This is a genomic window from Butyricicoccus faecihominis (genome assembly GCF_024462775.1).
Lineage (GTDB): Bacteria > Bacillota > Clostridia > Oscillospirales > Butyricicoccaceae > Agathobaculum > Agathobaculum faecihominis_A.
The window spans coordinates 1-24,119 of sequence record NZ_JANGCE010000021.1; the positions used below are offsets into that span (position 1 = coordinate 1).

Annotated in this window: 21 protein-coding genes and 1 pseudogene; 10 read left to right on the forward strand and 12 right to left on the reverse strand. The window is 51.1% G+C overall.

Annotated features, from left to right (window positions below):
• Positions 1 to 93: 93 nt before the first annotated feature.
• Positions 94 to 1,701: a spermidine synthase gene (locus NE562_RS11120; protein WP_280962495.1), complete on the reverse strand. Its 1,608-nt coding sequence runs from the start codon at positions 1,699 to 1,701 to the stop codon at positions 94 to 96.
• Positions 1,702 to 1,968: 267 nt separating this feature from the next.
• On the opposite strand from NE562_RS11120, the gene NE562_RS11125 reads away from it, so the two are divergent.
• A complete protein-coding gene (locus NE562_RS11125) occupies positions 1,969 to 4,356 on the forward strand; it encodes a response regulator (RefSeq protein WP_280962496.1) in 2,388 nt (795 codons plus the stop codon).
• 58 nt (positions 4,357 to 4,414) lie between these two features.
• Here the strand turns inward: NE562_RS11125 and NE562_RS11130 are convergent, their stop codons facing one another.
• From NE562_RS11130 to NE562_RS11140, 3 genes are all read right to left on the reverse strand, one after another.
• Positions 4,415 to 5,158, reverse strand: a complete 744-nt coding sequence (locus NE562_RS11130; RefSeq protein ID WP_280962497.1) for an ABC transporter permease — start codon at positions 5,156 to 5,158, stop codon at positions 4,415 to 4,417.
• Positions 5,133 to 5,876 (reverse strand): ABC transporter ATP-binding protein, encoded by a 744-nt coding sequence (locus NE562_RS11135; RefSeq protein WP_280962498.1) that lies wholly within the window; start codon positions 5,874 to 5,876, stop codon positions 5,133 to 5,135. Before NE562_RS11135 ends, NE562_RS11130 begins: the two co-directional genes overlap by 26 nt.
• Before the next feature lie 70 nt (positions 5,877 to 5,946).
• Positions 5,947 to 6,690 (reverse strand): MerR family transcriptional regulator, encoded by a 744-nt coding sequence (locus NE562_RS11140; RefSeq protein WP_280962499.1) that lies wholly within the window; start codon positions 6,688 to 6,690, stop codon positions 5,947 to 5,949.
• A gap of 115 nt (positions 6,691 to 6,805) precedes the next feature.
• Between NE562_RS11140 and NE562_RS11145 the strand changes: the two are divergent.
• From NE562_RS11145 to NE562_RS11155, 3 genes and pseudogenes are all read left to right on the forward strand, one after another.
• Positions 6,806 to 7,304, forward strand: a pseudogene (locus NE562_RS11145) (recombinase family protein); the annotation flags it as partial.
• A gap of 93 nt (positions 7,305 to 7,397) precedes the next feature.
• Positions 7,398 to 7,760 (forward strand): BlaI/MecI/CopY family transcriptional regulator, encoded by a 363-nt coding sequence (locus tag NE562_RS11150; RefSeq protein ID WP_280962500.1) that lies wholly within the window; start codon positions 7,398 to 7,400, stop codon positions 7,758 to 7,760.
• 2 nt (positions 7,761 to 7,762) lie between these two features.
• On the forward strand, positions 7,763 to 9,520 hold the full coding sequence (locus tag NE562_RS11155) for a M56 family metallopeptidase (protein WP_280962501.1): 1,758 nt from the start codon (positions 7,763 to 7,765) through the stop codon (positions 9,518 to 9,520).
• Positions 9,521 to 9,998: 478 nt separating this feature from the next.
• Here NE562_RS11155 and NE562_RS11160 read toward each other — a convergent pair whose 3' ends face one another.
• Positions 9,999 to 11,255 carry an MFS transporter gene (locus NE562_RS11160; RefSeq protein WP_280962502.1) on the reverse strand — a complete coding sequence of 419 codons (1,257 nt, stop codon included), beginning with the start codon at positions 11,253 to 11,255 and terminating at the stop codon, positions 9,999 to 10,001.
• Positions 11,256 to 11,390: 135 nt separating this feature from the next.
• Between NE562_RS11160 and NE562_RS11165 the strand changes: the two genes are divergently transcribed.
• Positions 11,391 to 12,299 carry a LysR family transcriptional regulator gene (locus tag NE562_RS11165; RefSeq protein WP_280962503.1) on the forward strand — a complete coding sequence of 303 codons (909 nt, stop codon included), beginning with the start codon at positions 11,391 to 11,393 and terminating at the stop codon, positions 12,297 to 12,299.
• A gap of 70 nt (positions 12,300 to 12,369) precedes the next feature.
• Here NE562_RS11165 and NE562_RS11170 read toward each other — a convergent pair whose 3' ends face one another.
• Positions 12,370 to 12,582 (reverse strand): cold-shock protein, encoded by a 213-nt coding sequence (locus NE562_RS11170; RefSeq protein WP_317865674.1) that lies wholly within the window; start codon positions 12,580 to 12,582, stop codon positions 12,370 to 12,372.
• 290 nt (positions 12,583 to 12,872) lie between these two features.
• On the opposite strand from NE562_RS11170, the gene NE562_RS11175 reads away from it, so the two are divergent.
• From NE562_RS11175 to NE562_RS11185, 3 genes are all read left to right on the forward strand, one after another.
• Positions 12,873 to 15,218: a SpoIIE family protein phosphatase gene (locus NE562_RS11175; protein WP_280962505.1), complete on the forward strand. Its 2,346-nt coding sequence runs from the start codon at positions 12,873 to 12,875 to the stop codon at positions 15,216 to 15,218.
• 73 nt (positions 15,219 to 15,291) lie between these two features.
• Complete coding sequence (locus tag NE562_RS11180; protein WP_280962506.1) at positions 15,292 to 15,558, forward strand: translation initiation factor 2; 267 nt, start codon at positions 15,292 to 15,294, stop codon at positions 15,556 to 15,558.
• A gap of 112 nt (positions 15,559 to 15,670) precedes the next feature.
• Positions 15,671 to 16,177: a DedA family protein gene (locus NE562_RS11185; protein ID WP_280962507.1), complete on the forward strand. Its 507-nt coding sequence runs from the start codon at positions 15,671 to 15,673 to the stop codon at positions 16,175 to 16,177.
• 57 nt (positions 16,178 to 16,234) lie between these two features.
• Here NE562_RS11185 and NE562_RS11190 read toward each other — a convergent pair whose 3' ends face one another.
• Entirely contained in the window at positions 16,235 to 17,599 is a 1,365-nt protein-coding gene (locus tag NE562_RS11190) for an MATE family efflux transporter (RefSeq protein ID WP_280962508.1), read from the reverse strand.
• Between the two features lie 125 nt (positions 17,600 to 17,724).
• Here NE562_RS11190 and NE562_RS11195 point away from each other — a divergent pair, with 125 nt between their 5' ends.
• Positions 17,725 to 18,252 carry a PadR family transcriptional regulator gene (locus NE562_RS11195; RefSeq protein WP_280962509.1) on the forward strand — a complete coding sequence of 176 codons (528 nt, stop codon included), beginning with the start codon at positions 17,725 to 17,727 and terminating at the stop codon, positions 18,250 to 18,252.
• 140 nt (positions 18,253 to 18,392) lie between these two features.
• Positions 18,393 to 18,743 (forward strand): TnpV protein, encoded by a 351-nt coding sequence (locus NE562_RS11200; protein ID WP_280962510.1) that lies wholly within the window; start codon positions 18,393 to 18,395, stop codon positions 18,741 to 18,743.
• Positions 18,744 to 19,139: 396 nt separating this feature from the next.
• On the opposite strand, the gene NE562_RS11205 is transcribed toward NE562_RS11200, so the two are convergent.
• The 5 genes from NE562_RS11205 to NE562_RS11225 all read right to left on the reverse strand — a co-directional run bounded on the left by NE562_RS11205 (position 19,140) and on the right by NE562_RS11225 (position 24,058).
• Positions 19,140 to 20,663 (reverse strand): sensor histidine kinase, encoded by a 1,524-nt coding sequence (locus NE562_RS11205; protein ID WP_280962511.1) that lies wholly within the window; start codon positions 20,661 to 20,663, stop codon positions 19,140 to 19,142.
• On the reverse strand, positions 20,647 to 21,321 hold the full coding sequence (locus NE562_RS11210; RefSeq protein ID WP_280962512.1) for a response regulator transcription factor: 675 nt from the start codon (positions 21,319 to 21,321) through the stop codon (positions 20,647 to 20,649). Before NE562_RS11210 ends, NE562_RS11205 begins: the two co-directional genes overlap by 17 nt.
• 134 nt (positions 21,322 to 21,455) lie before the next feature.
• Complete coding sequence (locus tag NE562_RS11215) at positions 21,456 to 21,962, reverse strand: hypothetical protein (RefSeq protein ID WP_280962513.1); 507 nt, start codon at positions 21,960 to 21,962, stop codon at positions 21,456 to 21,458.
• Between the two features lie 117 nt (positions 21,963 to 22,079).
• Positions 22,080 to 22,658 carry an AAA family ATPase gene (locus NE562_RS11220; protein ID WP_280962514.1) on the reverse strand — a complete coding sequence of 193 codons (579 nt, stop codon included), beginning with the start codon at positions 22,656 to 22,658 and terminating at the stop codon, positions 22,080 to 22,082.
• Positions 22,655 to 24,058, reverse strand: a complete 1,404-nt coding sequence (locus tag NE562_RS11225) for an MATE family efflux transporter (protein ID WP_280962515.1) — start codon at positions 24,056 to 24,058, stop codon at positions 22,655 to 22,657. Before NE562_RS11225 ends, NE562_RS11220 begins: the two co-directional genes overlap by 4 nt.
• Between the last annotated feature and the right edge of the window lie 61 nt (positions 24,059 to 24,119).

Sequence of the window (24,119 nt, forward strand, 5' to 3'; positions counted from 1 at the left end):
TGGGGCTTTGTTTCGATCGACAGACTGTCAAAAATAGTTTTTTGACAGTCTGAAAGATCGCGCTGTGAAAAGCAGCGCGATCTTTTTGTTTTGTCAGCCGGTAAAGGCGCCGATCAGGCCGCCGAGGCCGTCCGTCTCAAAAATGCGGCGGTAATGATCGAGCTCTCCGCCGATGATCTCATCGATCGCCTTCATGCCGAGCATTTCGACCGGGGCCTTGTCGTCCGTCAGCAGGCGGCCGCCGGAGGCGTAAGGCGTAAGCTGCGCGGAAACGGTTCGCATCATTTGCCGCAGCTCGCCGTCCGGCAGGCGCGAAAGAGCGGCCGTCAGATTGGCGGCGCAGTCCACGTCCATCGAAGCGAACAGCTCGCAGTTGGTGTTGTTCTCCACTTCGGCGGTGTATACGTGGGGAAAAACCGAAGCGATCGTGTCGGACAGGTACTCGTTGATGGAGTTTGCCTGTTCGGAATACATATTCATATTGACCACGATAACGCCTTTAGGTTTTAAATGGTCCTTCACCTGCTCAAAAAACTCGACAGAGGACATTTGAAACGGAATGGTGATATCCTGATAAGCATCGATCATGATCACATCGTACCGCTGATCGGTCTGCGCCAGAAAGGCGCGGCCATCGTAGGTGGTGACGGGGATGTCGGCGGATAGATCGAAGTATTCGTGCGCCAGATCGGTGATCTGCTGGTCAATCTCCACGCCCTCGGTTTGTATCTGGGGAAAGTAGCGCGCGCACTGGGTGGCATATGTGCCGGTTCCCATGCCGAGAATGAGCAGATCGAGCGGCGCGTCCGCCGCCGCGCCCGTCATCAGCGGGGCGGCAAGCGCGTAATCGTAATACATGCCGGTCAAGCCGCCCTCTTTCATTTTGACCGACTGCACGCCCGCCATCACGTTGGTGGACAGAATAACGGCGCGGTCGGTCTCGCGCACTTGCAGGTAGTTGTAGATGGATTCGCTTTCGCTCAGCACGCCGTCCTGCCAGAAAGCCAGACGGACGCGCGGCGCGGCAGCGCAGCTAAAGGCGAAAACCAGCGCCGTTAAAAGGCACAGCCCTTTTTTCACCCCGGCGGATAGAAAATAGACAACGCACAGCGCCAGCAGGATGCCCGCGAAGATCAAAAAGGTGATCGCGGTACCGACGGCGGGGATGGTGATGAAGGTGGGGGTAAAGGTGCCGATGATGCTGCCGATGGTGTTCAAGGCGTTCAGCGTGCCGACGGTGCGGCCGTTGTCCTCCAAGTTGTCCATCGTGTATTTGGCGAGCGAAGGCGTTACCGTGCCGAGCAGCAGCAGCGGAAAAACGAACAGACACAGGCAGGCCGCGAAGGCCGCGAAGATGAGGAACTGCTGCCGCACGAACACCGCCATCACGACCGAGATGCCCGCGATGACGAATGTGCCGACGAGCGGGATACACGCGATCCAGATGCCGGCGAAGAGGATGCGGCGGTACAGCCGGTCGGGATCGGGGTTTTTATCCGCGCTGCGGCCGCCCCAGACGTTACCGAGCGCCATGGCGATCATGATCGTGCCGATAATGATGGTCCAAACAATCTGCGAGGAACTGAAATAGGGGGCGAGCAGCCGGCTCGCGCCCAGTTCGACCGCCATGACCGACATGCCCGAAAAAAACTCGGTCAAGTAAAGAAAGGTCTTGCTTTTTAAAATATTCCGTTTTTTCATACGGCGTTTTCCTCCTGCTTCCTGCCCGTATTATAGCACCGCCGGTGGTATAATTCATTTAATTTGGATATAATAGCCGCTTTGCGGCTATTATATCACAACCGGGATGAGGCGGCAACCGCGTTCATTCGTTGGAGAAACAGAAAAAAGATTAAAATGGTATGGGAGCAAAATGTAAGGCTAACATATTGCTTTTGGCCGAAAGGTCCGATATAATAGATATAAATGTTTAGTGGGGCATACCGTTGCGGGTAAGGAGAATTGAGAATGGATCACCATTGCGATACGGGGCATCAACAGGAGCTGGAACAAAAATATCAGGCCAGAACGCGGAATTTCCAGTGGATGATGGATGAATACGTGGGCAACGTGTATGTCAGCGACATGGAAAACTACGAACTGCTTTACCTGAATAAAAATGCCTGCGACACCCTGCGTACACGGCCGGAAGCTGTATTAGGAAGAAAATGCTATGAAGTGATTCAAGGCAGGACCTCGCCCTGCCCCTTCTGCACCAACGACCGCATCTGCGAGGAAGAGGTATACGAGTGGGAGTTTTTCAACCCCGTTTTAGAGCGTACCTTTATGATCAAAAACCGCGTGATCGACTGGAACGGCCGCCGCGCCCGCATTGAGCTGTCGCATGATATGTACAGCACGGAGTACAAGCTTGCCAAAAAGGACCGGGAGCGGGAAGCGCTGATCCGGACGATTCCGGGCGGCTTTGCCCGCGTGGATGCATCCGACCGGCGCACGATCCTTTGGTATGGCGCCGGTTTTTTGCAGCTGATCGGCTACACCAAAGAGCAATTTGAACAGGAACTGCACGCGCAGTGTACTTATATACATCCCGACGATCTGACGCGCATGCATGCCCTGATGCAGACGATCAAAGAGACCGGGGAAAGCGAGATCATGGAGATCCGCGTGATCACACATAGCGGCGAAACCAGAATATTAATGATCACGCTGTGCTACGTAGGCGGTGAAAACAGCTGGGACGGCATTTCGTCCTATTACAGCGTCAGCATCGATGTGACCCGGGAACGGCTCGAGCAGTCGCGCCAGCGAAAGGCGCTCGAGGAAGCTTATCAGGCCGCCCGCGTCGCCAATGACGCCAAAACGAATTTCTTATCCTCCATGTCCCACGATATCCGCACGCCGATGAACGCCATTATGGGCATGACGGCCATCGCGCAGCTGAATCTGTCCGCGCCCGACAAGGTGCGCGATTGCTTGGAAAAGATCAATATTTCCAGCAAGCATCTGCTCAGCCTGATCAACGAGGTTTTGGATATGTCAAAAATCGAAAGCGGCAAGATCGATCTGATCCCCGAGGAGATCGATCTGCCCGATCTGATCCAGAACGTGGTCGACATGTGCAGGCCGATGAGCATGGAGAAAAAACTGGAATTTCAGGTCAATGTCAGTCAGGTACGGCATGAAAAGGTCATCACCGATGGCGACCGTTTGCAGCAGGTATTCACCAACCTGCTCTCCAACGCGATCAAATATACGTCCGAAGGCGGCTCGATCCGGCTGATGATCCATGAACGTCCCTCGGCGATCCCGAATAAGGGCCAGTACGAGTTTGTTTTCAGCGATACTGGTATCGGCATGGCGGAGGACTATATCCCGCATATTTTTGAACCGTTTTCGCGCGCGGAGGATTCCCGCATCAGCAAGATCCAAGGCACGGGGCTCGGCATGGCCATCACGGAAAACATCGTGCGTATGATGAACGGTACGATCGATGTCAAGAGCGAGCCGGGCGTGGGCAGTGAGTTTACGGTCTCCGTACCGTTGGAGCTGAGCGAGCAGGAGGAAGCGTACGAGGGCGAATTGTCCGGCCTGCCGGTATTGGTGGTGGACGACGACCAGATCGTTTGCGAAAGCGCGGCGGCGCTGCTGCAGGAACTGGGCATGCGCGGCTATTGGGTGCTGTCCGGCGCGGAAGCCGTTGAGCGCGTGGTGGACGCGCATGCGAGCGCGGATGATTTCTTCGCCGTGATACTGGATTGGAAAATGCCGGAGATGGACGGACTGGAGACGCTAAAAGCCATTCGGCAGCACCTTGGGGAGGATGTGCCGATCATCATCATCTCCGCCTATGACTACTCGAATATTGAAGAGGAATTTCTGCGCGCCGGGGCGGACGCCTTTATCACGAAACCGCTGTTTAAGTCCAAGATGCTGCATGTGCTCCAGCTGTTTTGCTCGGTGAACCGGACAGAAAGCGCGGGCGCCGAGCCCGCCGAAAAATATCCCGCCTTAAAGGGCAAGCAGGTGCTGCTGGCCGAGGATAACGAGCTGAATCGCGAGATCGCGACCGAGCTGCTGGAAATGCAGGGCCTTCGGATCGACAGCGTGGAAAACGGGCAAAGCGCCGTGGAACGGTTCCGGGATTCCGCGGCCGGCGCGTACAGTGCGATACTGATGGACATCCAAATGCCGGTCTTGGGCGGCTATGACGCCACCGCCGCGATCCGTGCGATGGACCGGCCCGATGCGAAAACCATACCGATCCTCGCCCTCACAGCCAATGCCTTCATAACCGATGTGGGCATGGCGCGCAGCGTCGGTATGAACGATCACATCGCAAAGCCGATCGATATCGATCGTTTGATGGATGTGTTAGCCAAATGGATGCTGTAATATGACCGAGAACCCAAAGCGCCGCACCGCCGTGAAAAACGGCTGTGCGGCGCTTTGCTTATTCCCAGCGGAAAAAACGGAGGGCGGCCGCGATACAAACGACCGCGATGCAGGCCATGAGGAGGACCGGCAACAGCACGCTTTCCGCGGGCAGGCCAAGGGACGCGGCCTTGAGCAGCTTTATACCCTGCGTCAGCGGCAAAAGATCCGCCGCCCTTTGCAGCGCCGCGGGCATGACTTCGTAGGGAAGCGTGGCGCCGGAAAAAATCAGCATGGGGAAGTAAAGAATACTGGCGAGAACGCTCGCCGTTTTTTCATTGGGCGCTACGCCGCCCACCAGCATGCCGATACTGAACATGGAAAGCAGCACCAGCGCATAGCCGCAGAAGAACTGCGGTAGCGAACCATGGATGCGCAGCCCGAAAAAGGCCGTGCCGGCCAGCCAAAGAAGCAGCAGCGAAGCGACGGCATACAGCGTATAGATCGCGACCTGCACCAGCAGGATCAGCGCGGGACTGACGGGCGTTACCTGAAAACGCTTGAGAATCTTACGGCTGCGATAATCCGATACCACCAGCGGCAGACCCATTACGCCGCCGGCGCAAATGGAGATCGCCGCGAGCGCGCCGAAGGAACTGTCTAAAAAGGTATGGTCCGCGCCCGGATACGCGGGCCTGTCGCCGTATATCACCCCCAGAACGGTCAATACGATGAGCGGCATGCAGATGGCGAAAATAAACATGTCCATTCCCCGCAGGGAGAGCTTCAGCTCGGTTTTAAACATCGTGCGAAACGTTTTCATCAGGCTGTTCCTCCTCTGTGTACCAAAGATAAGCGTCCTCAAAGCGTTCGTAGGGACTGGCGGCGATCGCCTCCGCGACGGTGCCGCAAAAAATGCTTTGCCCCTGCTTTAAGATGCAAATGCTGTCGCAAAGCGCTTGCACCTCGTCCATGAAATGCGAGGTGAGCAGAATGGTGAGCCCCTGCTCCTTGAGAGCGGCAAGGGCTTTCCACACCTCGCGCCGGGCGTGGGGATCAAGTCCGGTCGTCAGTTCGTCCAGAAAGACCACCTCGGGGTCGGGCAATAGGGCAAGCACGATAAACAGCCGCTGCCGCTGGCCGCCGGACAGCGCCTGAACGAAACTGCCGCTCTTTTCGGCGATGCCGAACCGCGAGAGCAGGGCGCGGTAATCCGCGGGCGCGCGGTAGAGCGAAGCCGTGACCTCGCACAGCTCGCGCACGGTGATCCGTTCCTGATAGTTGCCCTCCTGAAACTGCACGCCCACACGCTGAAACAGCTGCTTCCTGTTTGTTCGCGGCTCTTGCCCTAAAATGCGCACGGTCCCGCCGTCCGGCCGTCTGGTCCCCAGCATGCACTCCATGGCCGTGGTCTTGCCCGCGCCGTTTGCGCCCAGCAGACCGAATATGGCGCCGCGCGGAACCGATAGGTCGAGCGCGCGCACGGCGTGCACGCCGCCGTAAGATTTGGACAGCTGCCGCGCGCAGATCGCGTATTCCATAAAAAAACCTCCTTTTGTTTTGGTAACAAAAGAATACCACCGGCCAAAGGGCTGGTGGTAAAGTGGAGACTTAGGAATATTGACTTTTCATCTCGCGCAGCAGGTTCCGCATGGCACGGGCGTTTTGTTCCGCCGCTTGCAGGGAAAGGAGCAGCTTGTCGCAGACGGCGATAATGTCATCGTCCGCCCTCGGCGTGTTGAGCGCCGCGTGGATATCGGTGTGCGGATCGTTCGACAATTCGTGCAGCAGTCGCAGGATTGCCTCCAGCGAGTAGTTGGCGCACCGCAGCGAGCGGATGATCTTTAACCGGCGGATATCCTCGCCCGTATAAACGCGGCAGCCGTTTTCCCGCCGTTTCACCGTCAACAGTCCGTTCATTTCCCAATTTCGCAAGGTGTCCACCGAAATGCCGAGCGCGCGTGAGACCGCTTGCCGGTTTTGGAGCGCACCGCTTTCCGCGGGTTCGCCGGCCAGCAAAAGCCGCACGATGCGGATGGCCTCCTCCGCGTTTTGCCGCTCCTGCCGCACCTGCGCGATATAGTCGTCGGTCAGCCGGATGGCGGCGTCAAAATCGCCAGCCGCCGCGGTCTTGACCGTGCGGACGATCTTTTTGCGCAGCCCGTTTTGCAGCACCTCGACCCGAAAAGCAAGGCGGGCGAGCCGGAACTGCGCGATATGCTGCTCCGTAAATACGCGGTAGCCGTTTGCAAGCCGCCGTGCGCGCGGGACTAAGCCCAGCTCCTCATAAAGCCGCACGGTATTCGGATGGATACCGATCATTTTTGCCACCTGCGCGGTCCGATAGGTTTGCATAGCGCCGCCCTCCTTTTGTTCTATTATAGCATAACACAAAAAGGATTAGTATTTAGTGGACGGAGAACTCCACACAAAACTAAAGAAAATCTAAGGGTATGTAGGAGGTGGCACTATGACCGCACAAGCAACGAGAATTACCGCATTGTACGAGCGTTTGAGCCGTGACGATGAATCACAAGGGGAAAGCAACAGCATTATCAACCAAAAAGCGTTTTTAGAGGACTACGACAAGCGAAACAATTTTACTAACATTCGCCATTTCACAGACGATGGCGTAAGCGGCACGACCTTTGACCGCAAAGGTTTCCAAGCCATGATTGCCGAAGTGGAGGCAGAAACGGTTGCGACCATTATCGTCAAGGACATGAGCCGATCTGGACGAGATTATCTAAAAGTTGGTCTTTACACCGATGTTTTGTTCAAGGACAAGGGTGTGCGCTTTATCGCCATCAATTAACGGTATCGACAGTGACAAACAGGGCGATAACGATTTTACTCCCATTTTGAATATCATGAACGAGTGGTACGCCAAAGATTCCAGTCGGAAAATACAGGCGATTTTCAAATCCCGTATGCTGGAGGGCAAGCGTGTTTCGCCCAGTGTTCCCTATCTAAAGAATGAATCAAAATCTATTGACAAATGTGTTTACAAGCAGTAAACTGATAATAGAGTTTACTGCTTGTAAACAAAAGGAGGTACAGTAATGATTGAATACAAATTAGGCGAAGTTGAGATGCGGTTTGCAGATATTATTTGGAAGAATGAGCCGCTACCATCGGGAGAACTTGTAAAACTTGCAGAAAAGGAACTTAGTTGGAACCGGTCAACTACATACACGATTTTGCGGCGGCTTTGTCAACGAGGTATGTTCCAAAATGAAAAAGGAAAGGTTACTTCTCTTGTTTCAAAGGCGGATTTTATTTCTGCACAAAGTGAAAAGTTTGTTGAGGAAACTTTCTCTGGATCGCTCCCGAAGTTTTTAGCTTCCTTTGCCAGACGAAAAAAGCTGTCCGATAATGAGATAGAGGAAATACAAAAGTTTATTGATGAACGCAGGGAGGTGTAGCCATGTTAGATGGATTATTCTTATCTGTGCTGAACATGAGCATAACGGCAAGCCTTGTAATACTCGCTGTGCTTCTGGTAAGGCTTCTACTGAAAAAAACTCCCAAAACTTTTTCTTATGCTCTATGGATAGTTGTTTTGTTTCGGCTTATTTGTCCGTTTTCATTTGAAAGTGCGATTGGCTTGCTGCCTATTAACAAAACCCCCATTCCACAGGATATTATGTATAGCACCGAGCCACAAATTGATACAGGGATAAATATAGTCGATAGCATCGTAAATCCGATACTGCCCGTTGCAAACAATATGGGTGAGAGCATTAATCCTTTGCAGGTGTGGGTACTTGTTGGAAGTACCATTTGGGTATTTGGTATGCTGATAATGCTAATTTATAGCATTATACAATTTGTGAGGTTAAAGCGAAAACTTGTTGGTGCAACACCGCTGCGAGGTAATATTTATCTTGCAGACCACATTAGCTCCCCCTTTGTCATGGGATTTATTAAACCTAACATATATTTGCCATCTTCAATGGCTAAAACTGAACAGGCATTTATCATTGCACACGAAAACTACCATATAAAGCGATTTGACCATATTGCAAGGATCCTCGGATTTATCGCTCTCACTATCCACTGGCTTAACCCCCTTGTATGGCTTGCCTTTGTTTTATCGGGTAAGGATATGGAAATGTCATGTGATGAGGCTGTGATGAGGGAAATGGATACTGATATTCGTGCGGAATACTCCAAGTCCTTACTGCGTTTTGCGACAGGCAGAAAAATTATTGCTGCCACACCTCTCGCCTTTGGTGAGGGCGATACAAAAGAAAGGGTAAAAAATGTCATGCAGTATAAAAAACCGATACTGTGGGTGTCTATCATTGCAGTTATAGCGGTTGTCTGCGTTGTTGTAGGATTAATGAGCAATTCTAAATCAGAACCGGCATCAACACAAACGGGAAATCAGTCAATTGAACAATTATGGGAAAATCGCACAGAGTATGTAGGCAATAATGTAGCTGTAGGAAATATTATCTTTGGTCTTAGCTTCCCCGAAAAATTAAAATACAATGGAATTGAACTTCATACATCAGAGCCGCCTTATAGCATCACTGTGAACTTTGATACTGACACCGACACGAGAAACTTTTACACAGGGGAACTCAATCAAACACCACTAAAACAAAATGCAATTATTATGTTCTCTTTAATTGAAAATGTAGAACAAATTATTTTTAATTTTGATGATGGTAAAAACCCATACGCCGAAACCTTTTACCGAGATTCAGCCCAAGCGATTATGGAAGATGAAAATTTGTTTGCAAGGACAGAAACTCTGGAAAGCTTTATTAGCTTTATAGAAGAAATATCAATTAAGTTGGATGCCAACACAGATGTGCAAAGCAATTCGCAAAGAGATATGAAATATAAAACAGAGTCGGAATTTCTTAACAGTCCAGACGGTGTGAAATTTCAGTCCACGGCTTACAAGGCAGCTAAAGCATATCTAAGCGGCAATACAGATGAGCTGTTGCTATATGCTACGGAAAGCCTAACAATTGACACAACGCATGATTTATTCAAAGACATTGACTACATGATTTTGAAATGGAGCCTTGATGATATAAAGGCTAAGGACAAAATTCACGCTGCTTATGAGTTTAAGCTAAAGGGAGATGATTCCGTTTCTTATGTATCAATGGAACTGATAAGGCTTGATAGTGAATGGAAAGTTGATACTGTAGGAATAGAAAAATAGCCCGCTTTCCAAGTTAACAACAAAAAGAAAGAGGATTGTCATGTTTTTGATGCTTTCAAAACCAATAAAACTAAAAAAGGAGTATAACACCACAATCCGCCTGTGATACCTTAGCTTCTTATTGCCCAAACACACAAAAGAATAGTTATGTCAATGCCCGATTGAAGTTATTTCAGTCGGGCATTTTTGCGTTCATGGTGCTGCATTGCTGTTCCCCACCGCCCCCATTCAGACCAAAAAAATCTGAATGGAGGAACGGTTATGGAAATCACCATACAAATAAACGGACAAGCTCTGCCCATGGAGGTCAGCATTGAGGTCTATACCTTTCTCGACCAAGCAGCACATACTTACCCCCGAACAAATCGCTTGCTGTAAGGAAACCATGAGCGACAAAATCATGCGGCTAATTAAGCGTGATACTGATACAAAATAAAAACCGCACTGTGTCCTTGACAAATTGTCCGAAAGGCTGGCGTTATAATGGCGTGTTTGCATAGTCAGAACCGGGCCGCGCCGCCGAGCGTTTGCCCGCGCCAATGGCAAAGCTTGCGGCCGCCGCGACGGCCGCCAACAGCATATTCACCGCCCATAGCGGCATATAGCCCAACCCCGCTTTGACGAGCACACCCCCGAGATAGGAGCTTACAAACGCGCCGATCTGATGTCCGATCAAGGTGAAACCGTATAGGATGGCCATTTGATCGGCCCCGAATTTGCGGGTGATAATACCGGAGGTGGGCGGCACGGTGGCGTCGCCGCTCATGCCAAGCAGCGCTGTGGCGACAAAGGCAAAGGGAACCGTCTTTGGCAAAAATAAAAAACCCAAAGAAATAAAGACTCTTGCGGCATAGACGCAGCCAAGAATGTTTTTCATACGAAATTTCGTGCCGAGAAAACCAACGGCCACAGCGCCTATCATCGTGGCGACCCCGTAAACGGTCAGGGTAAGAGAAGCCGTTTTCCCGGGGATGCCATAGGACAGGTATTGTGAAAACAAGTGACTTTCTATGATCGACATATTGAAGCCGCAGGTGGAAAAACCGATGGCGATCAAGCGGTAGTCCCGATCTTGAAGCGCTTCCTTTAAAATAGAAGAGAGCGACCGATCGCGCAGGCTTTCGTCTTTCGGCTGGATCGCAGTCGCCTGATTCGTTCTGCCAAGCCAAAGGGCGACGGGGACCATCGTGAGGAAGGGGAGCGCGGTAACGGTCATGGCGGTATGGATACCGAATTTGGAAATGAGGGTTTCGAGGCCGGGGGACATCAGCGCATCGCCAATGCCGGCGCTTGCCTGCACGATACCGGAAACAACGGCCGCACGGCGTTCTCCAAGGATCGGCGTGATCGCGCCCATCACGATACCAAAGCATAGCCCCGTTGTTCCAAACGGTAAAACCAAGCCGAAGAAAATAAAAAGCGAGGGTAGGCCTCGGCATAAGGGCGTGACGGCAAGGCCGGTCACGGTGAATAAGATGCCGAGAAGAATCACAAAGGTGTTGGATTTTTTTAGCGCCAACATGCCGAGAAAGGGCTGCGCGAATCCATATACCAAAGCCCCCGCGCCAATGCACAGACTGACGCCCGCGTAATCCACGCCCGTTACCGGGAGCAGTCCGTTCATCATGATCCCATAATTATCATGAACGCCCTGCATCACGCCGTGGACTAGGCAGGCTGCTGCCACAATGATGATCGCCTGAAAAATTCCCTTTGTTTTCTCGTTATCCCGCATCGTGTCGATCGTCCTTTCGGTATTTCGGGTTGCATCCCGCCCTGCTTTCCTATATAATACACACAAGAAAAGGTTTTGTAAAATTGAAATATTAAAAATAACGATTCGATAAAACTGAATTATAGAGGAGAAAACATGGATCTGAAATATTTACATACCTTCCGCACGATCGTAAGCGAAGGCGGATTCTGCAAGGCCGCGGAAAAGTTAAACTACACGCAATCCACCATCACCTTTCAGATCGGACGGCTCGAGCAGGAATTATCCGCAAATCTTTTTGAAAAGATCGGGCGCAAAATGGTCCTGACAAAAGCGGGCGAGCATCTGGTGCCCTACGTTGATGAGATTCTGCAATCCGTTGACAAACTGCGCTTTTTTGAGGATGATATAGCGCAATGCCAAGGGGATATTAGGATCGGTATCGCCGAAACCATGCTGTGCTACCAATTCCCCGCGATCCTGAAAGAATTTCATAGGCGAGCGCCCAAGGCCCGCTTGTTTTTGCGCTCTATGAATTGCTATGATATCCGCAATGAGCTTTTTGCGGGCACGCTGGATATCGGCGTTTTTTACGAGGATGTCGGCGGCTTTGGCTCGGGCCTCACGACGCAGACCTTGGGCGGTTATCCGCTTATTCTGGTGGCTTCGCCCGAAGTGAAACGCGGTTTCCCGGATTTTGTCACGCCGGACCGGGTCGTGCCGGTCCCGTTTATCATCAACGAGCCAAACTGTATCTTCAGGCAGCTGTTTGAGCAATACCTGCGGGAAAAGTCAATCATCCTCGACCACACCATTGAATTGTGGAGCATTCCCACCATCAAAAACCTTGTCAAAAATGATGTGGGTGTTTCTTTCCTGCCCGCCTTCACGGTGCGGGAAGAGCTGGAAAGCGGCGCGCTGGTAGAAATTCCGACCGATCTGTCGGGTGCGACCATCACGGCTGTTTGCGCGCACCATAAAAACAAGTGGATCAGTCCGCTGATGCGGCTGTTTCTGGATCTGTGCAGTGAAAAGCTGCCGATAAAAAAGGCCGCGGTCATCTGACCGCGGCCTTTTTTGTCATAAAAGTGCAATAAAAAAGAACGTCCCATGGGCGTTCTTTTTATAAGTCAACTTATTCCGGGATAACGTTGACAGCGCGCATCTTGCTGCTGTTCTTGGGATCAACCTCGGACTCGAACGAAACGCGCTGGCCTTCGTTCAGGGACTTGTAACCATCGGACTGGATGGCGGAGAAGTGAACGAACAGATCGTCGCTGCCGTCGTCGTTCTGGATGAAGCCAAAGCCCTTTTCAGCGTTAAACCATTTTACCGTACCTGTCATAATCTCAGATACCTCCTAAAAAAATTCGATCCTCGTGCCATTAAAAAAACTCACGCTCCGGAAATCATCAAATCGGTCAATGACTTACCGCGAGGTGAGTTGATTGATACATTTGGACGTGAGTACACTATAACATAGTCGATTGCCGCTTGTCAAACCTTATTTGAAAAGGTGCATAAAAAATATTTCGTGTCCAGTAAAAAACAGGAATATTGTCATTTCCGCTTCCATTTTCCGGCAAAGAACGCGCCGTTGCCGCGCTATACTGGAAAAACAAGGGAGGCATCACGAACATGGACAAGCAGAAAACCAAACGATCGGCGCCGCAGGCAGTGGGGCGGGCGGCGGCGCTCTTCGCGCAGGCTTTTTCAGAGGAACGGCTGCGCTTCTTGCTGCGCGGAATAGAACGGTTCGCGCTCTGCGCGGTACTCTCGCGCGGCACCGTGCTCGGCGGATATGCCCCTTTCGGACTGGCCATGGCCGCCGCGCTGATGGTGCGCGGGGCAGGGCTTTCCGCGATCGGCGGCGTGTTCTTCGGCGCGATGCTGCTGCAAGGCGGCACGCGCAGCGCGGTATACGCGGCGGCGGCGCTGCTCGTATTATGCGTGGTCAATGTGTGCGGCGGATTAAAATGCGTGCAAAAGCGCTGGTTCGCCTCCACGGTGGCGGCGCTGGCGGGCGCGGCGTGCACCTTTGTGTTCCTGCCTGTCGGGCAGGCGCTCAACACGGCGGCGATCTTTACTTTCGTGGCCGCGCAGGGGCTTACCTTCGCCGCGTGCTGGGCGTACGGTGTGGCGCTATCGCCGCCGCGCGAGGAAAGCGATTGGCGAAGGCCGGCCACATTGCTGGCGCTGACCGCGACCGTGCTGCTCTCGCTGGCTGATCTGGACTTTTTCAGCTTACTTGCGCCGGCGCGGGTGCTGGCGCTGCTTACGGTGCTGGCGGCCGGCTACCTCGGCGGCCCGGCGAGCGGCGCGGCGGCGGGCGTGGCCTTTGGCGCGGCAATGGATTTGTCGGTTGGGCAGGGGGCGCTGTTTACCTGCTGCTACGGACTGTGCGCGTTGGTCGCGGGCCTGTTTCGCGAAAACGGCCGCGCCCCGTATGCGTTGACCGCGCTGGGCGCGGGAATCTGCGCCGCGATGCTGGGCGCGGACAGCGTGCTGTTTGTGCCCATGCTGATTGAATTGATCTGCGCGGTGGCGTTTTTCGCCGCTCTGCCAAGCTTTGTCTGGAACGCGCTGCGGCAAACGCTGCTGCCTGATACGCTGCTGGGCGAGGCCGCGCAAAAGCGCGTGCGCCGTTCAGCGGGACAGTGCGCGAGCGAGGTGGCGCAGGCGTTTTACGAGCTTTATCTCGCCATGCTCACCGGCGTATCCGCCGGAAAAGCGGCGGGTGACCAGAATGTACATGCGGTATTTGACCGTGCGAGCGACCGGGTATGCAAAAATTGCGTGCTTTGTTCGCAGTGCTGGCAGCGCGATTATGTGACCACGCTTGCCGCTTTAAACGATGTGACCCAGCCCATGCTCAAACGGGGCCGGGCCGAGCTTTCGGATTTTCCCTATCATTTCGCCTCGCGCTGCGTGCGCCTGCCCGAATTGATGCGCGCGATCAACAGCGCGCTGTTTGCCCTGCGAGAACGGCAAAGCCTAAAGCAGCAGGAAGCGGAAAACCAGAACCTGCTGGCGCGACAATACGCGGGCATCACGGATATCCTGCGCCAAGTGAGCGCCGAAGCGACGCAGGACTACACCGCCCAGCCCATGCGGGAGCGGCAGGTACGCCGCTATGCCGCCGCCTTCGGCTGGATCGACCGGGTGAGCGTGCTGCGCGACGCGAGCGGGCGCATGGTGGTTGAACTGTACGGCGAGGGCATCGGCGATGTGGAAAAGCAGTCCGGCGGCTTTTCGGCCGGCCTGTCCGCGCTGCTCGGCGTGGGCCTGACCGCGCCCAAAAGGGTGGAGGACGAGCTTGGCACGCGTCTTGTGATGCGTGAGCGCGCGCCCTTTCGCGCGGTCGTGGGCGCGGGGCGGCAGCAAAAGGAAGGCTCCGCGGTCTCGGGCGACAGCGGCTGTTATTTCCTGACCGACGACGGCGTGGCCTGCCTCTTACTCGCGGACGGTATGGGCACGGGCGCGGCCGCCGCGCAGGACAGCCGCACCCTGCTTTCTTCGATGGAGCGCTTTCTCCGCGCGGGCATCACGCCGGTGGACGCGCTGAAAGCGGTATCTCCCGCGTTTCGCCTGCGCTCGGCGGGCATGCGCTTCATCACGCTCGACACCCTGACCGTCGACCTATTCACCGGCAAAGCGGAAAGCCTCAAGTGCGGCGCGGCGCCGTCCTACCTGCGGATCGGTGGGCGCTGGACCAAGCTGGATACGAAGACCCTGCCCATCGGTTTGGCGGAGGAGGATGGACACTCCGAGACCGTGCCGCTGCGTCTGGGTCATGGCGATCTGTTCGTGATGCTGTCCGACGGCGTATCGGACGGCGTGGATGACGGATGGGTGCTGGAGACCCTGCAAAAGCACGCGAGCGAAGGCGCAAAGGAGCTGGCCGCCCATTTGGTGACCGAGGCGCGCGGACGCGGCACGGATGACGACCGGACGGCGCTGGTGCTGCGTATTGAGAAAAACTGATTTTCACGCGGTCGATTTGGTTTAAAACAAGGCCTGCGCGGTGATACTTCCCATAAAAGGGAGGTATTCCGTTATGGTCAAAGGTGTGAGCCGGCGTGTGGTCGTGGTGGAGCCGGACAACCGTGCTCTGTTTGAGCAGGCGATTTTTTTAGTGCGCGATCACACGGTGTCGCAGGGCGAGGTGCTGCGCGAAGCCTGCCGGATCGCGGACCGGTATCTGGTCGCGGGCACGGTGCGGCGGCCTCGGCGGCGCTACCGGCTATGGCAGGTGCTGGCGGCTTTTGCGCTCGGCGCGGCGGTGAGCTGCCTGATCTGGGCGGCCGCAGTGTTCCTTTTGTAAATAATCTGTCAATTACGGCCCCTGCCACTTGTCTAGGCGGGGGCCGCTTGCTATACTGGAATTAGGAATTAGGAATTTACCTGATATAGGTTGGAAGAAGGTTCAAGACGGTATGACGGCAGATCAATTTTTTGCGCTGTTTCACCAATACGGCCTGATCTTAGTCTGCGCGGTGATGTTTTGCGAATATATGAATTTGCCCGGTTTCCCGGCGGGCATTATTATGCCGTGCGTTGGCGTGCTGATCGCGCAGAGCGAGCTGTCGCTGTTGCTGACGATCGCGTTGTCCATCGTTTTCGGCTTGTTGGGCAGTCTGGTGATCTACGCGCTGTGCTACTGGGGCGGCGAGCCGATCATGCGCAAGCTGTTTGGCAAGAGTAAAAAATTCAACTCTTTTGTCGCACGGTGCAACGATTTTATTGAAATGCACCGGGGCAGAGGGTTGGCCTACTGCCGCATCGTGCCCGTGCTGCGTACCATTGTATCCATCCCCGCGGGGCTGCTGCGCATGCCGGTCAAATGGTTTATCGGCTGGTCCGCGGCGGGCATCGCGGTTTGGAACACGGTGCTGATTTCCTTTGGCTACTTTTTCAGCGAGAAAATTTTGATCATGTTTTAAATCCGTGAAAAGCATCGAAAACGGGCGGCCTACGGTCGCCCGTTTTTGTGTTTTCGTTTAGGCTTGCGCCGGCAGAAGCGGCTGTTTCAGCTCTCTGCGCAGCCGCGCGGCCATCCACACCGCGATCACTGCGGATAGCACATCCGCGACCGGCTGTGCATAAAGGATGCCGTGCAGACCGAAGAGCCTTGGCAAAAGCAGCATGACGGGCACAAAGCAAAGCCCCTGCCTGCATGCGCCAAGAAAACAGCCCTCCTTCGCTTTGCCCAGCGCAAGGAAAAGAGAGGAATACACCGTGTAGAAACCAAACAGCACAAAGGATAGGCCATTTGCCCGCAGGGCCGTCCGGCCGATGCGGATCATTTCCATATCGTCTCTTGTAAACTGCGCCATGACCGGCGCAGCGCATAGAGCGGCCAGAAGGCCAAAGACCGCGCAAAATACCGTGGACCAAATGATAGAGGTTTTGATCGCTTCGTGTAAGCGGTCAAACCGTTTGGAGCCGTAGCTATAACCGGCGATCGGTTGCAAGCCTTTTAAAAAGCCGAATACCATCAAACTGCCCACGGACATGATCTTGGTGACAGGTCCCATCGCAGCAAGGGCGGAGCCGCCGTAGTGCATCGCGCCGTTGTTGATCATGGAGATGGAAAGGCTCGTGAGCACCTGAAACGCCAGCGTGGGAATGCCGATCTTCAAAATTTCGGATAGGATTTCGCTGGAAAACCGGCAGTCCGCGATACGGAAACGAAAAACGCTTTTTTTGCTTCGGATATAGCCGAGATAGACCAGCGTGGAAACGAACTGCGAAAGCGCCGTGGCCATGGCGGCGCCGGTGATGCCCAGATCCAGCCCGTAGATAAAAATAGGGTCCAATATCACATTCAGCACCGCCCCTGTCAGCAGGACGAACATCGTTGTTTTGGCCGCGCCTTCGCTCGATACGATATTATTCATGGTAACATTGAACACATTGAAGAGGGAGCCGGCGATATAAATGCGGGTATAGGCGACGGCATAAGGCATAACGCTGTCAATCGTACCCATGCGCCTTAAAAGGGGACCAAGAAAAACAAGCGCGCAAACGATCACGGCCGCGCCAACGGCAATGCTGCTGTATAGGGCGGTGCTGGCCACCTTGTTTGCGTTTTCCTTGTCTCCCTTGCCGAGCAGCCGGGATAGGTAGGAGGCCGCGCCGTTGCCGAACAGCAGCCCCAAGCCTACAACGACCTGTCCGAGCGGATAGGCCACGGTGATCGCGCCCATGGGATCGGTACCCAGACCGCCGACAAAGTACGCATCCGCCAAATTGTACAGCGCGTTTATCATCATTCCGATCATGGTGGGCAGGCCGAGCGCCAAAAGCGCTTTGGGCATCGGCGCGCTGCCCAGCAGTTCCATTTTTGTATTATGTTCCTTCATGCAGAACGCTCCTTTCACTTGACACGAGTCGCGGTTTATAGTACTATAAATTATAGCATTTGTGATCACGGTGCCTATACTACTATAATTTATAGCAAATGTCAAGGGCGGAAAAGGAGCTTGTTATGGCGACCATCGATTTAATCGTACTGGGCATGTTAAAAAAAGAAGCGCTCAGCGCCTATGATATTCAGAAATTAGTGGAATATCGGAATATATCGCGGTGGGTGAAGATCAGTACCCCGTCCATTTATAAAAAAGTGCTTCAGTTGGAAGAGAAGGGGCTTGTCAAAAGCGAAACGGTGAAAGAAGGAAAAATGGCCGAGAAGGCCGTTTATTCTTTGACCGATGCGGGACAAAAGGAATTTGAAAGCTTGATGCTTGAAATTTCGGCGAAGCCCATTCAAATTTTTTTGGATTTCAACGCGGTCATCGTCAATTTAGCCAGTCTGCCGCCGGATCAGCAAGCGGCGTGCCTAACGGATATCGAAAGCAATGTGAAAACGCTGAAATCCTATTTGGAGGAAAACCTGCATAGCAAAGAAAACGCGCCGGAGGTCCCCGAAACCGGCATGGCGGTTTTGCGGCAGCAGCTGGCGCTGGCCGAGTCGATCGAAACATGGATCGCTTCCCTAAAAGAAAGCTTTGGATGAAAAATGCAACAGCACACAAAAAAGCGGCGCAAACGTAAGCGGTCTCTTTGATAAGGATGTTTACGAGAAACAAGTAAGTTAAGGCAAACAGCTGAAACGAAACTGGTAAATTGTAAATCATTTTATCAAGGAGGCCGCTTATGGCTATCATGGATTTGGAGTATATCGAAATTGACGGATTACTTTACCCGAACATTGAGGTTGAGGGCAGCGAGCTGCTAAAAAATCTTGGAAAGTACGGACACTTGCGCTTGGAGTATCTTCACGGATTCAAGCAGGAAATGTACCGGGAATTGCTTTTCACAGGAAAGCTGGCAGAGCATTGTGCTGCGGTGGATATGCGCGCATTTGAACTTTCGGAACGCATTCGCGTCGATTATCTAAAACAGCACCCCATGCCGGAGGAGGATGCGCTGGAGCGTATTCGTATCTCGGAGCAGGCACAGGCCGTTGCCGATGAAATTGTAAAAACAGAACTGATTTATGTGTAAAAAGAAGCTGTGTCGCTCGAAACAAGAATCGAGCGGCACAGCTTCTTAATTTAGATCGTGAATGCGATATCCAGTTCCATATACCCTTTCAATCCTCCTCTCTTAGTGTACAACTTATGTTAGGTATTTCATGGAGTAGGAGGGGAACCAATAGAAATGTTTGAAATTGATTTTATCTATATACTTCCATATTCGTGCAAAAACATGGAGGACAATAGTTCTCTCCCGATATTCGTCTTAATAACCGTACCATTGCATCATAGACAGTCTCTTTGGATTTGCAAGTTTATCCCACATTTATCAAATAATATATCTCCAATAAAATTTGATGGTCGATATCATGAATGTTACCTTTGTAAAAAGAAATCATTTGTTGAATAGCGTAACTTATTTTCATCACTTTTTCATCCTACCTTCTTCCGCTTTTGGCTCTGGTGTTACTTTTTTCAGTTCAAACCAGAAAATACTGCCTTGTCCAAGTTTACTATCTACACCGAAATCAGCTTCCAACATCAATAAAATTGATTTGGTAATGGCTAGTCCCAGCCCAGATTTGTTTATATCACTTCTCCGGTTTTTTGATGTGAAATATCTATCCCAAATATAGGGCAATTCCTCCTCTGGAATACCCGGCCCAAAATCACGAATTTCTACCCGGACACCAAGGCCAGCCTTCCGTAATGAAACATAAATTTTATTATTTCCAGAATGACTGACTGCGTTGTCAATTAGGTTATATAATACACGTTTAAGCAGTTTCTCGTTGCCGTTTACCCATTGTCTGGGTTCAAGCGAAATTTTGATTTCACAATCGCTTTGTTCACATAGGGGTATAAATTGTTCTGCAACGCACTGCACAATAGAACTTAAGTCAAGGCTTTCAAATTCAACAGATAAATTACGTGACTGCATAGCTGAGTATTCTAATATGTCATTGACAAGTCCTGTCAGTCTATCAGCCTCTCTAATGATAATAGCTAAATCATCATCCCGCCTGCTTTCATCGTTCCATGAAATATCGCGAATCATTTCGGCATAGCCCTTTATCATGGTTAGCGGCGTCCGCAAGTCATGGGATACATTGGCCAGCAGTTCCCGCCGTGCGTTTTCCAATTGCTGCAAAGCAGCCGTAGTTTCTTCCAGTGTGGCCGATAGATTATCAAGTTCCTGACAAAAGCCTCTCTCATAATCGCCCACAAATTCTCCTGTTACCATGCGTTTTGCTTGTGTTGAAATAGCAAATATCGGTCTGGAAAATTGTCTGGATAAAAAATATGCAATTATAAACCCAATAACAAAAGATACGAATGTTACCCAAATAAGTTGTATGCGTAAAATACTGGTCGTCGCGCCAACCGCTCCAAGCTGCATACTAATATATAAAACGGCTTTCTCACTGCCAAATTGTACGGAATCCGGCAGCACCATTCCATAAACATAAGCCGTATTATTTTCTGTTGGAAATCCTATCGTTCCATCTTGGCTAGAGGATAACTGTTCTAAAAAATCAGAATAATTTTGTGGCAGATTACGATATGCCCCAATCTGCCAATTCATAGGTTCATCGGAATTCCGATAAGGGTTGCCTCCGCTGTTGTTTTCAATATTCCAATTTTGATGTTTTTCGTAAACAGAACTGTGTTCGTCTGCACTATATATAACATTGCCATTCCAATCAGTCAGGAAGATCAGCAGGGAATATTCCAACGCATAATCTTCAATCAAGCTATCCAAAACATCGCTATCCTGCTGTTCGGCTATCTGTAAAGCGACCTGTTTTATATTGTGTATTGCCATGCTATTATAAAAACTTTGCAGGAATACAGTTTGCAGCAGCCATAAAGCCGCAAAAATAATTGCTGCGAAGCCAACGAAATAAAGCCACAATTTTACACCAAAAGATTTACGATTCAGCTTCAAATTTATATCCCACCCCTCGCAGCGTTACAATCCAACCTCTATAGGTCCCCAGCTTATTCCGCAATAGTTTAATCTGCCAGTCTACGGTACGATCATCGCCGTAGTATTCGTACCCCCATACAGCGTTCAAAATTTGATTTCTGGAGAGCGCAATTCCTTTATTCTCAACAAAATACATTAATAAGTCGTATTCCTTGGCAGTTAGTTCCGTCTTTGTGCCGTCCACAAATACATTCCGTCCTAACGTGTCTATTCGTAAGCCTGCCAGCATGATTTCAGTTTGTGTTCGGTCTTGTGATTTGTGACGATTTACAATGACTTTTACCCGTGCCATTAATTCTTTAGGAGAAAACGGCTTAACTACATAATCGTCCACACCCACTTCGAAACCAAGTAACTTGTCATACTCTGCACCGCGGGCTGACAGCATTAGTATGGGAATATCTTTTTCTTTGTGGATTTCTTTACAAGCAGTGAATCCGTCCATATCTGGCATCATGACATCCATAATAATGATATCAAAATGATTGTTATGGCAAAGTGTAATCGCCTCTAACCCATCAGAAGCTCCTATCGCTTCATAACCATCATGCTCTGCAAATCTTTTAATAAGCTGGTAAATATCAGGTTCATCATCTACAACAAGAATTTTTATCATCGCAGATACCTCCTTTTCTGTACTATTTAGCAAATATTATATCAGAAAATGGGCATCTTCTCAATTTGACAGAATTTGATATGCGACAACAGACCGGCGTGGCCAATGCTGCACCGGTCTGTTATGCTTATTGGCTATCTGGAAAGATACCCGTTGATTGCATCAGTCTGTTCCTGTGTAATAACTCCGTTATTCAGAAGTTCGCTGACCGAATCGCCATCAAAACCGTCTGACTTGAAACTCTCATAAAAGGTATGAAGTTCTTCCGGTGTCATATCGGACTTGCTGGCATACTTGGCATGAAGATCAACATGCTTTTGGGCGGCGGCGGTCGTGATTTCATCCGCTGTTGACTGGTCGATAATGCCAGCCTTTACAAGTTCCTCGGCTTCTATATGCTGTGCCGTGCTGTAAGGGCCATCGCCACCGATTCCCTGTGCCTCAAAAAAGGCTTCCCGATCTGCGTCTGACGTAAAGCCTGCGGCTTCTTCAAACTGTGCATGTCGGCCGGCGTTGTTTTGCTGCCCAGTCAGATAGCCGTAGGAAGCAGTGGGTTCTGCGGCGAATGCCGTTGTACCGACAGAAGCCGCGATGGTAAGTGCTGTTAATGCTACGGTTGCCATCCTAAGTTTTGTTTTCATATTCTTTACCTGCTTTCAAATTATTCTGCTCTTTGCAGTGTCTTTATTATGCACCCTGACATTGGAAATACTGTGGAATTCATTAGGAATCCATGTGGAATTATTGATTATGTATTCTTAAAATAGTTTTTGAAGAATATCAACACACTTTTCAATACCCAGTATCCCGCTATCCAGTGAAATATGATAGTTTTGTGCATAGCCCCACTTCATATCGGTATAAAACCGATAATATGCCGCACGGCGTTTGTCTTTTTCTTTCAACCGATGTTCAGGGGATTCCGCTCGTTCACCATAAATTTCGACAATACGCTTGGCGCGGTAGTTCATATTTGCATGGATGAAAACTGTCAGGCAGTCTGCCGTTTCCCGCAAAATGTAATCCGCACAGCGTCCTACAATCACACAGGGACCCTTTTCGGCTAACTCCGAAATCACTTTTTCCTGAACCTCCCATAAGTAGTCATCATTGGTCTTTCCAAAAGTACGCGGCGTAAGCGCAAACCCCATGACTGTCACTTTTGCGTCCTCGCTGGTATCTTTTACATAGCTATCTGCAAAACCGCTTTCCTGTGCGATCTGATGAATCAACTCGCTGTCATAGCAGGGAATTCCCAACATGTCAGCCACTTCTTTTCCAATCGTGCGCCCACCGCTGCCGAATTCCCGGCTGATGGTAATGATTCTGTTTTTCATATTATTTTTCCTCCATTCAGTTCTTTATAGATGCTGCGAATCAAAATTGCAGCCACAACAAATGTGAGTAAATCCGACAACGGCATGGAATACAATACACCATCCAATCCAAAGAAAAGTGGGAGCAGGAGTGCGAAGCCTACGCCAAACACTACCTCGCGCACCATAGAGAGCAATGTGGATTCCAGCGCCTTGCCCATTGCCTGCAAATAGATAAAGCACGCTTTGTTGATACAAGCAAAAATCATCATGCAGAGATAAATACGAAAGGCTCTGACGGCAAAATCTGTGTAATATATACTTTCATTTGCAGCGCCGAAAATAGCAATTAACTGGTGGGGGAAAAATTCCACCATAGCCAGCGCAATAGCGCCCACCAATGCCTCCGCCGTCAAAAGTTTGGTGAACAATTCTTTCACACGCAGCTTGTGTCCGGCGCCCATGTTAAATCCCACGATGGGAATGCAGCCTGCCGCCATACCTACCACGATAGAAATGACAATCTGAAAAAATTTCATGACGATGCCCACTACCGCCATTGGGATCTGTGCGTATTGCTCTTGCCCAAATACAATATCCAATACGCTGTATTTGCGAATCATATTATTGATAGCCGCCATAGCCGCTACAAGGCTGATCTGGGATAGAAAGCTGGTAATGCCAAGCACCAGCGTCCTGCCGCAAATGCTGCCGCACAGCCTGTAATCCTTTTTTTGCGGCCTGATAATTTTCATATTAAGCAGATACCACACAGCAAGAATAGCAGTAACGGCTTGCCCTAATACGGTGGCAATCGCTGCGCCCATCATGCCCCAGCGGAATGTAAAAATAAAAATGGGGTCAAGAATGATGTTTAAGACCGCCCCAGCCAGCGTAGAAATCATGGCGAATTTAGGGTTCCCATCCGCACGAATGATGGGATTCATGGCTTGGCCAAACATATAAAAAGGAATTCCGATGGTGATATAAAAGAAGTATACCTGTGAATGATGAAAGGTGTCGGCATTCACTGTGCCACCGAACATGGCAATAATGCCGTCGGCAAAAACGAGATATAGGGCGGTCAGAATCAGGCTGATTGCAACAACCATAACAACTGCGTTGCCCACGCTTTTCTTCGCATTTGCAGTTTCGTTCTTGCCTAGCTGAATACTGACAAACGCACAGCAGCCATCGCCAATCATTACAGCGAGAGCCAAAGCGACAACCGTCAGCGGAAATACTACGGTATTTGCCGCATTGCCGTAGGAACCTAAATAAGCTGCGTTTGCAATGAATATCTGGTCAACGATGTTATAAAGCGCACCCACAAGCAGGGAGATAATGCAGGGAACCGCATATTTTTGCATTAGCTTGCCTATGGGTTCGCACCCTAAGAGCTGATTTGATTCTTTATCCATTGGAATCATCCTCCTTTTACAAAAAAATAGCGTGTAAACCTGTGTTGGCTGGATTTACGCC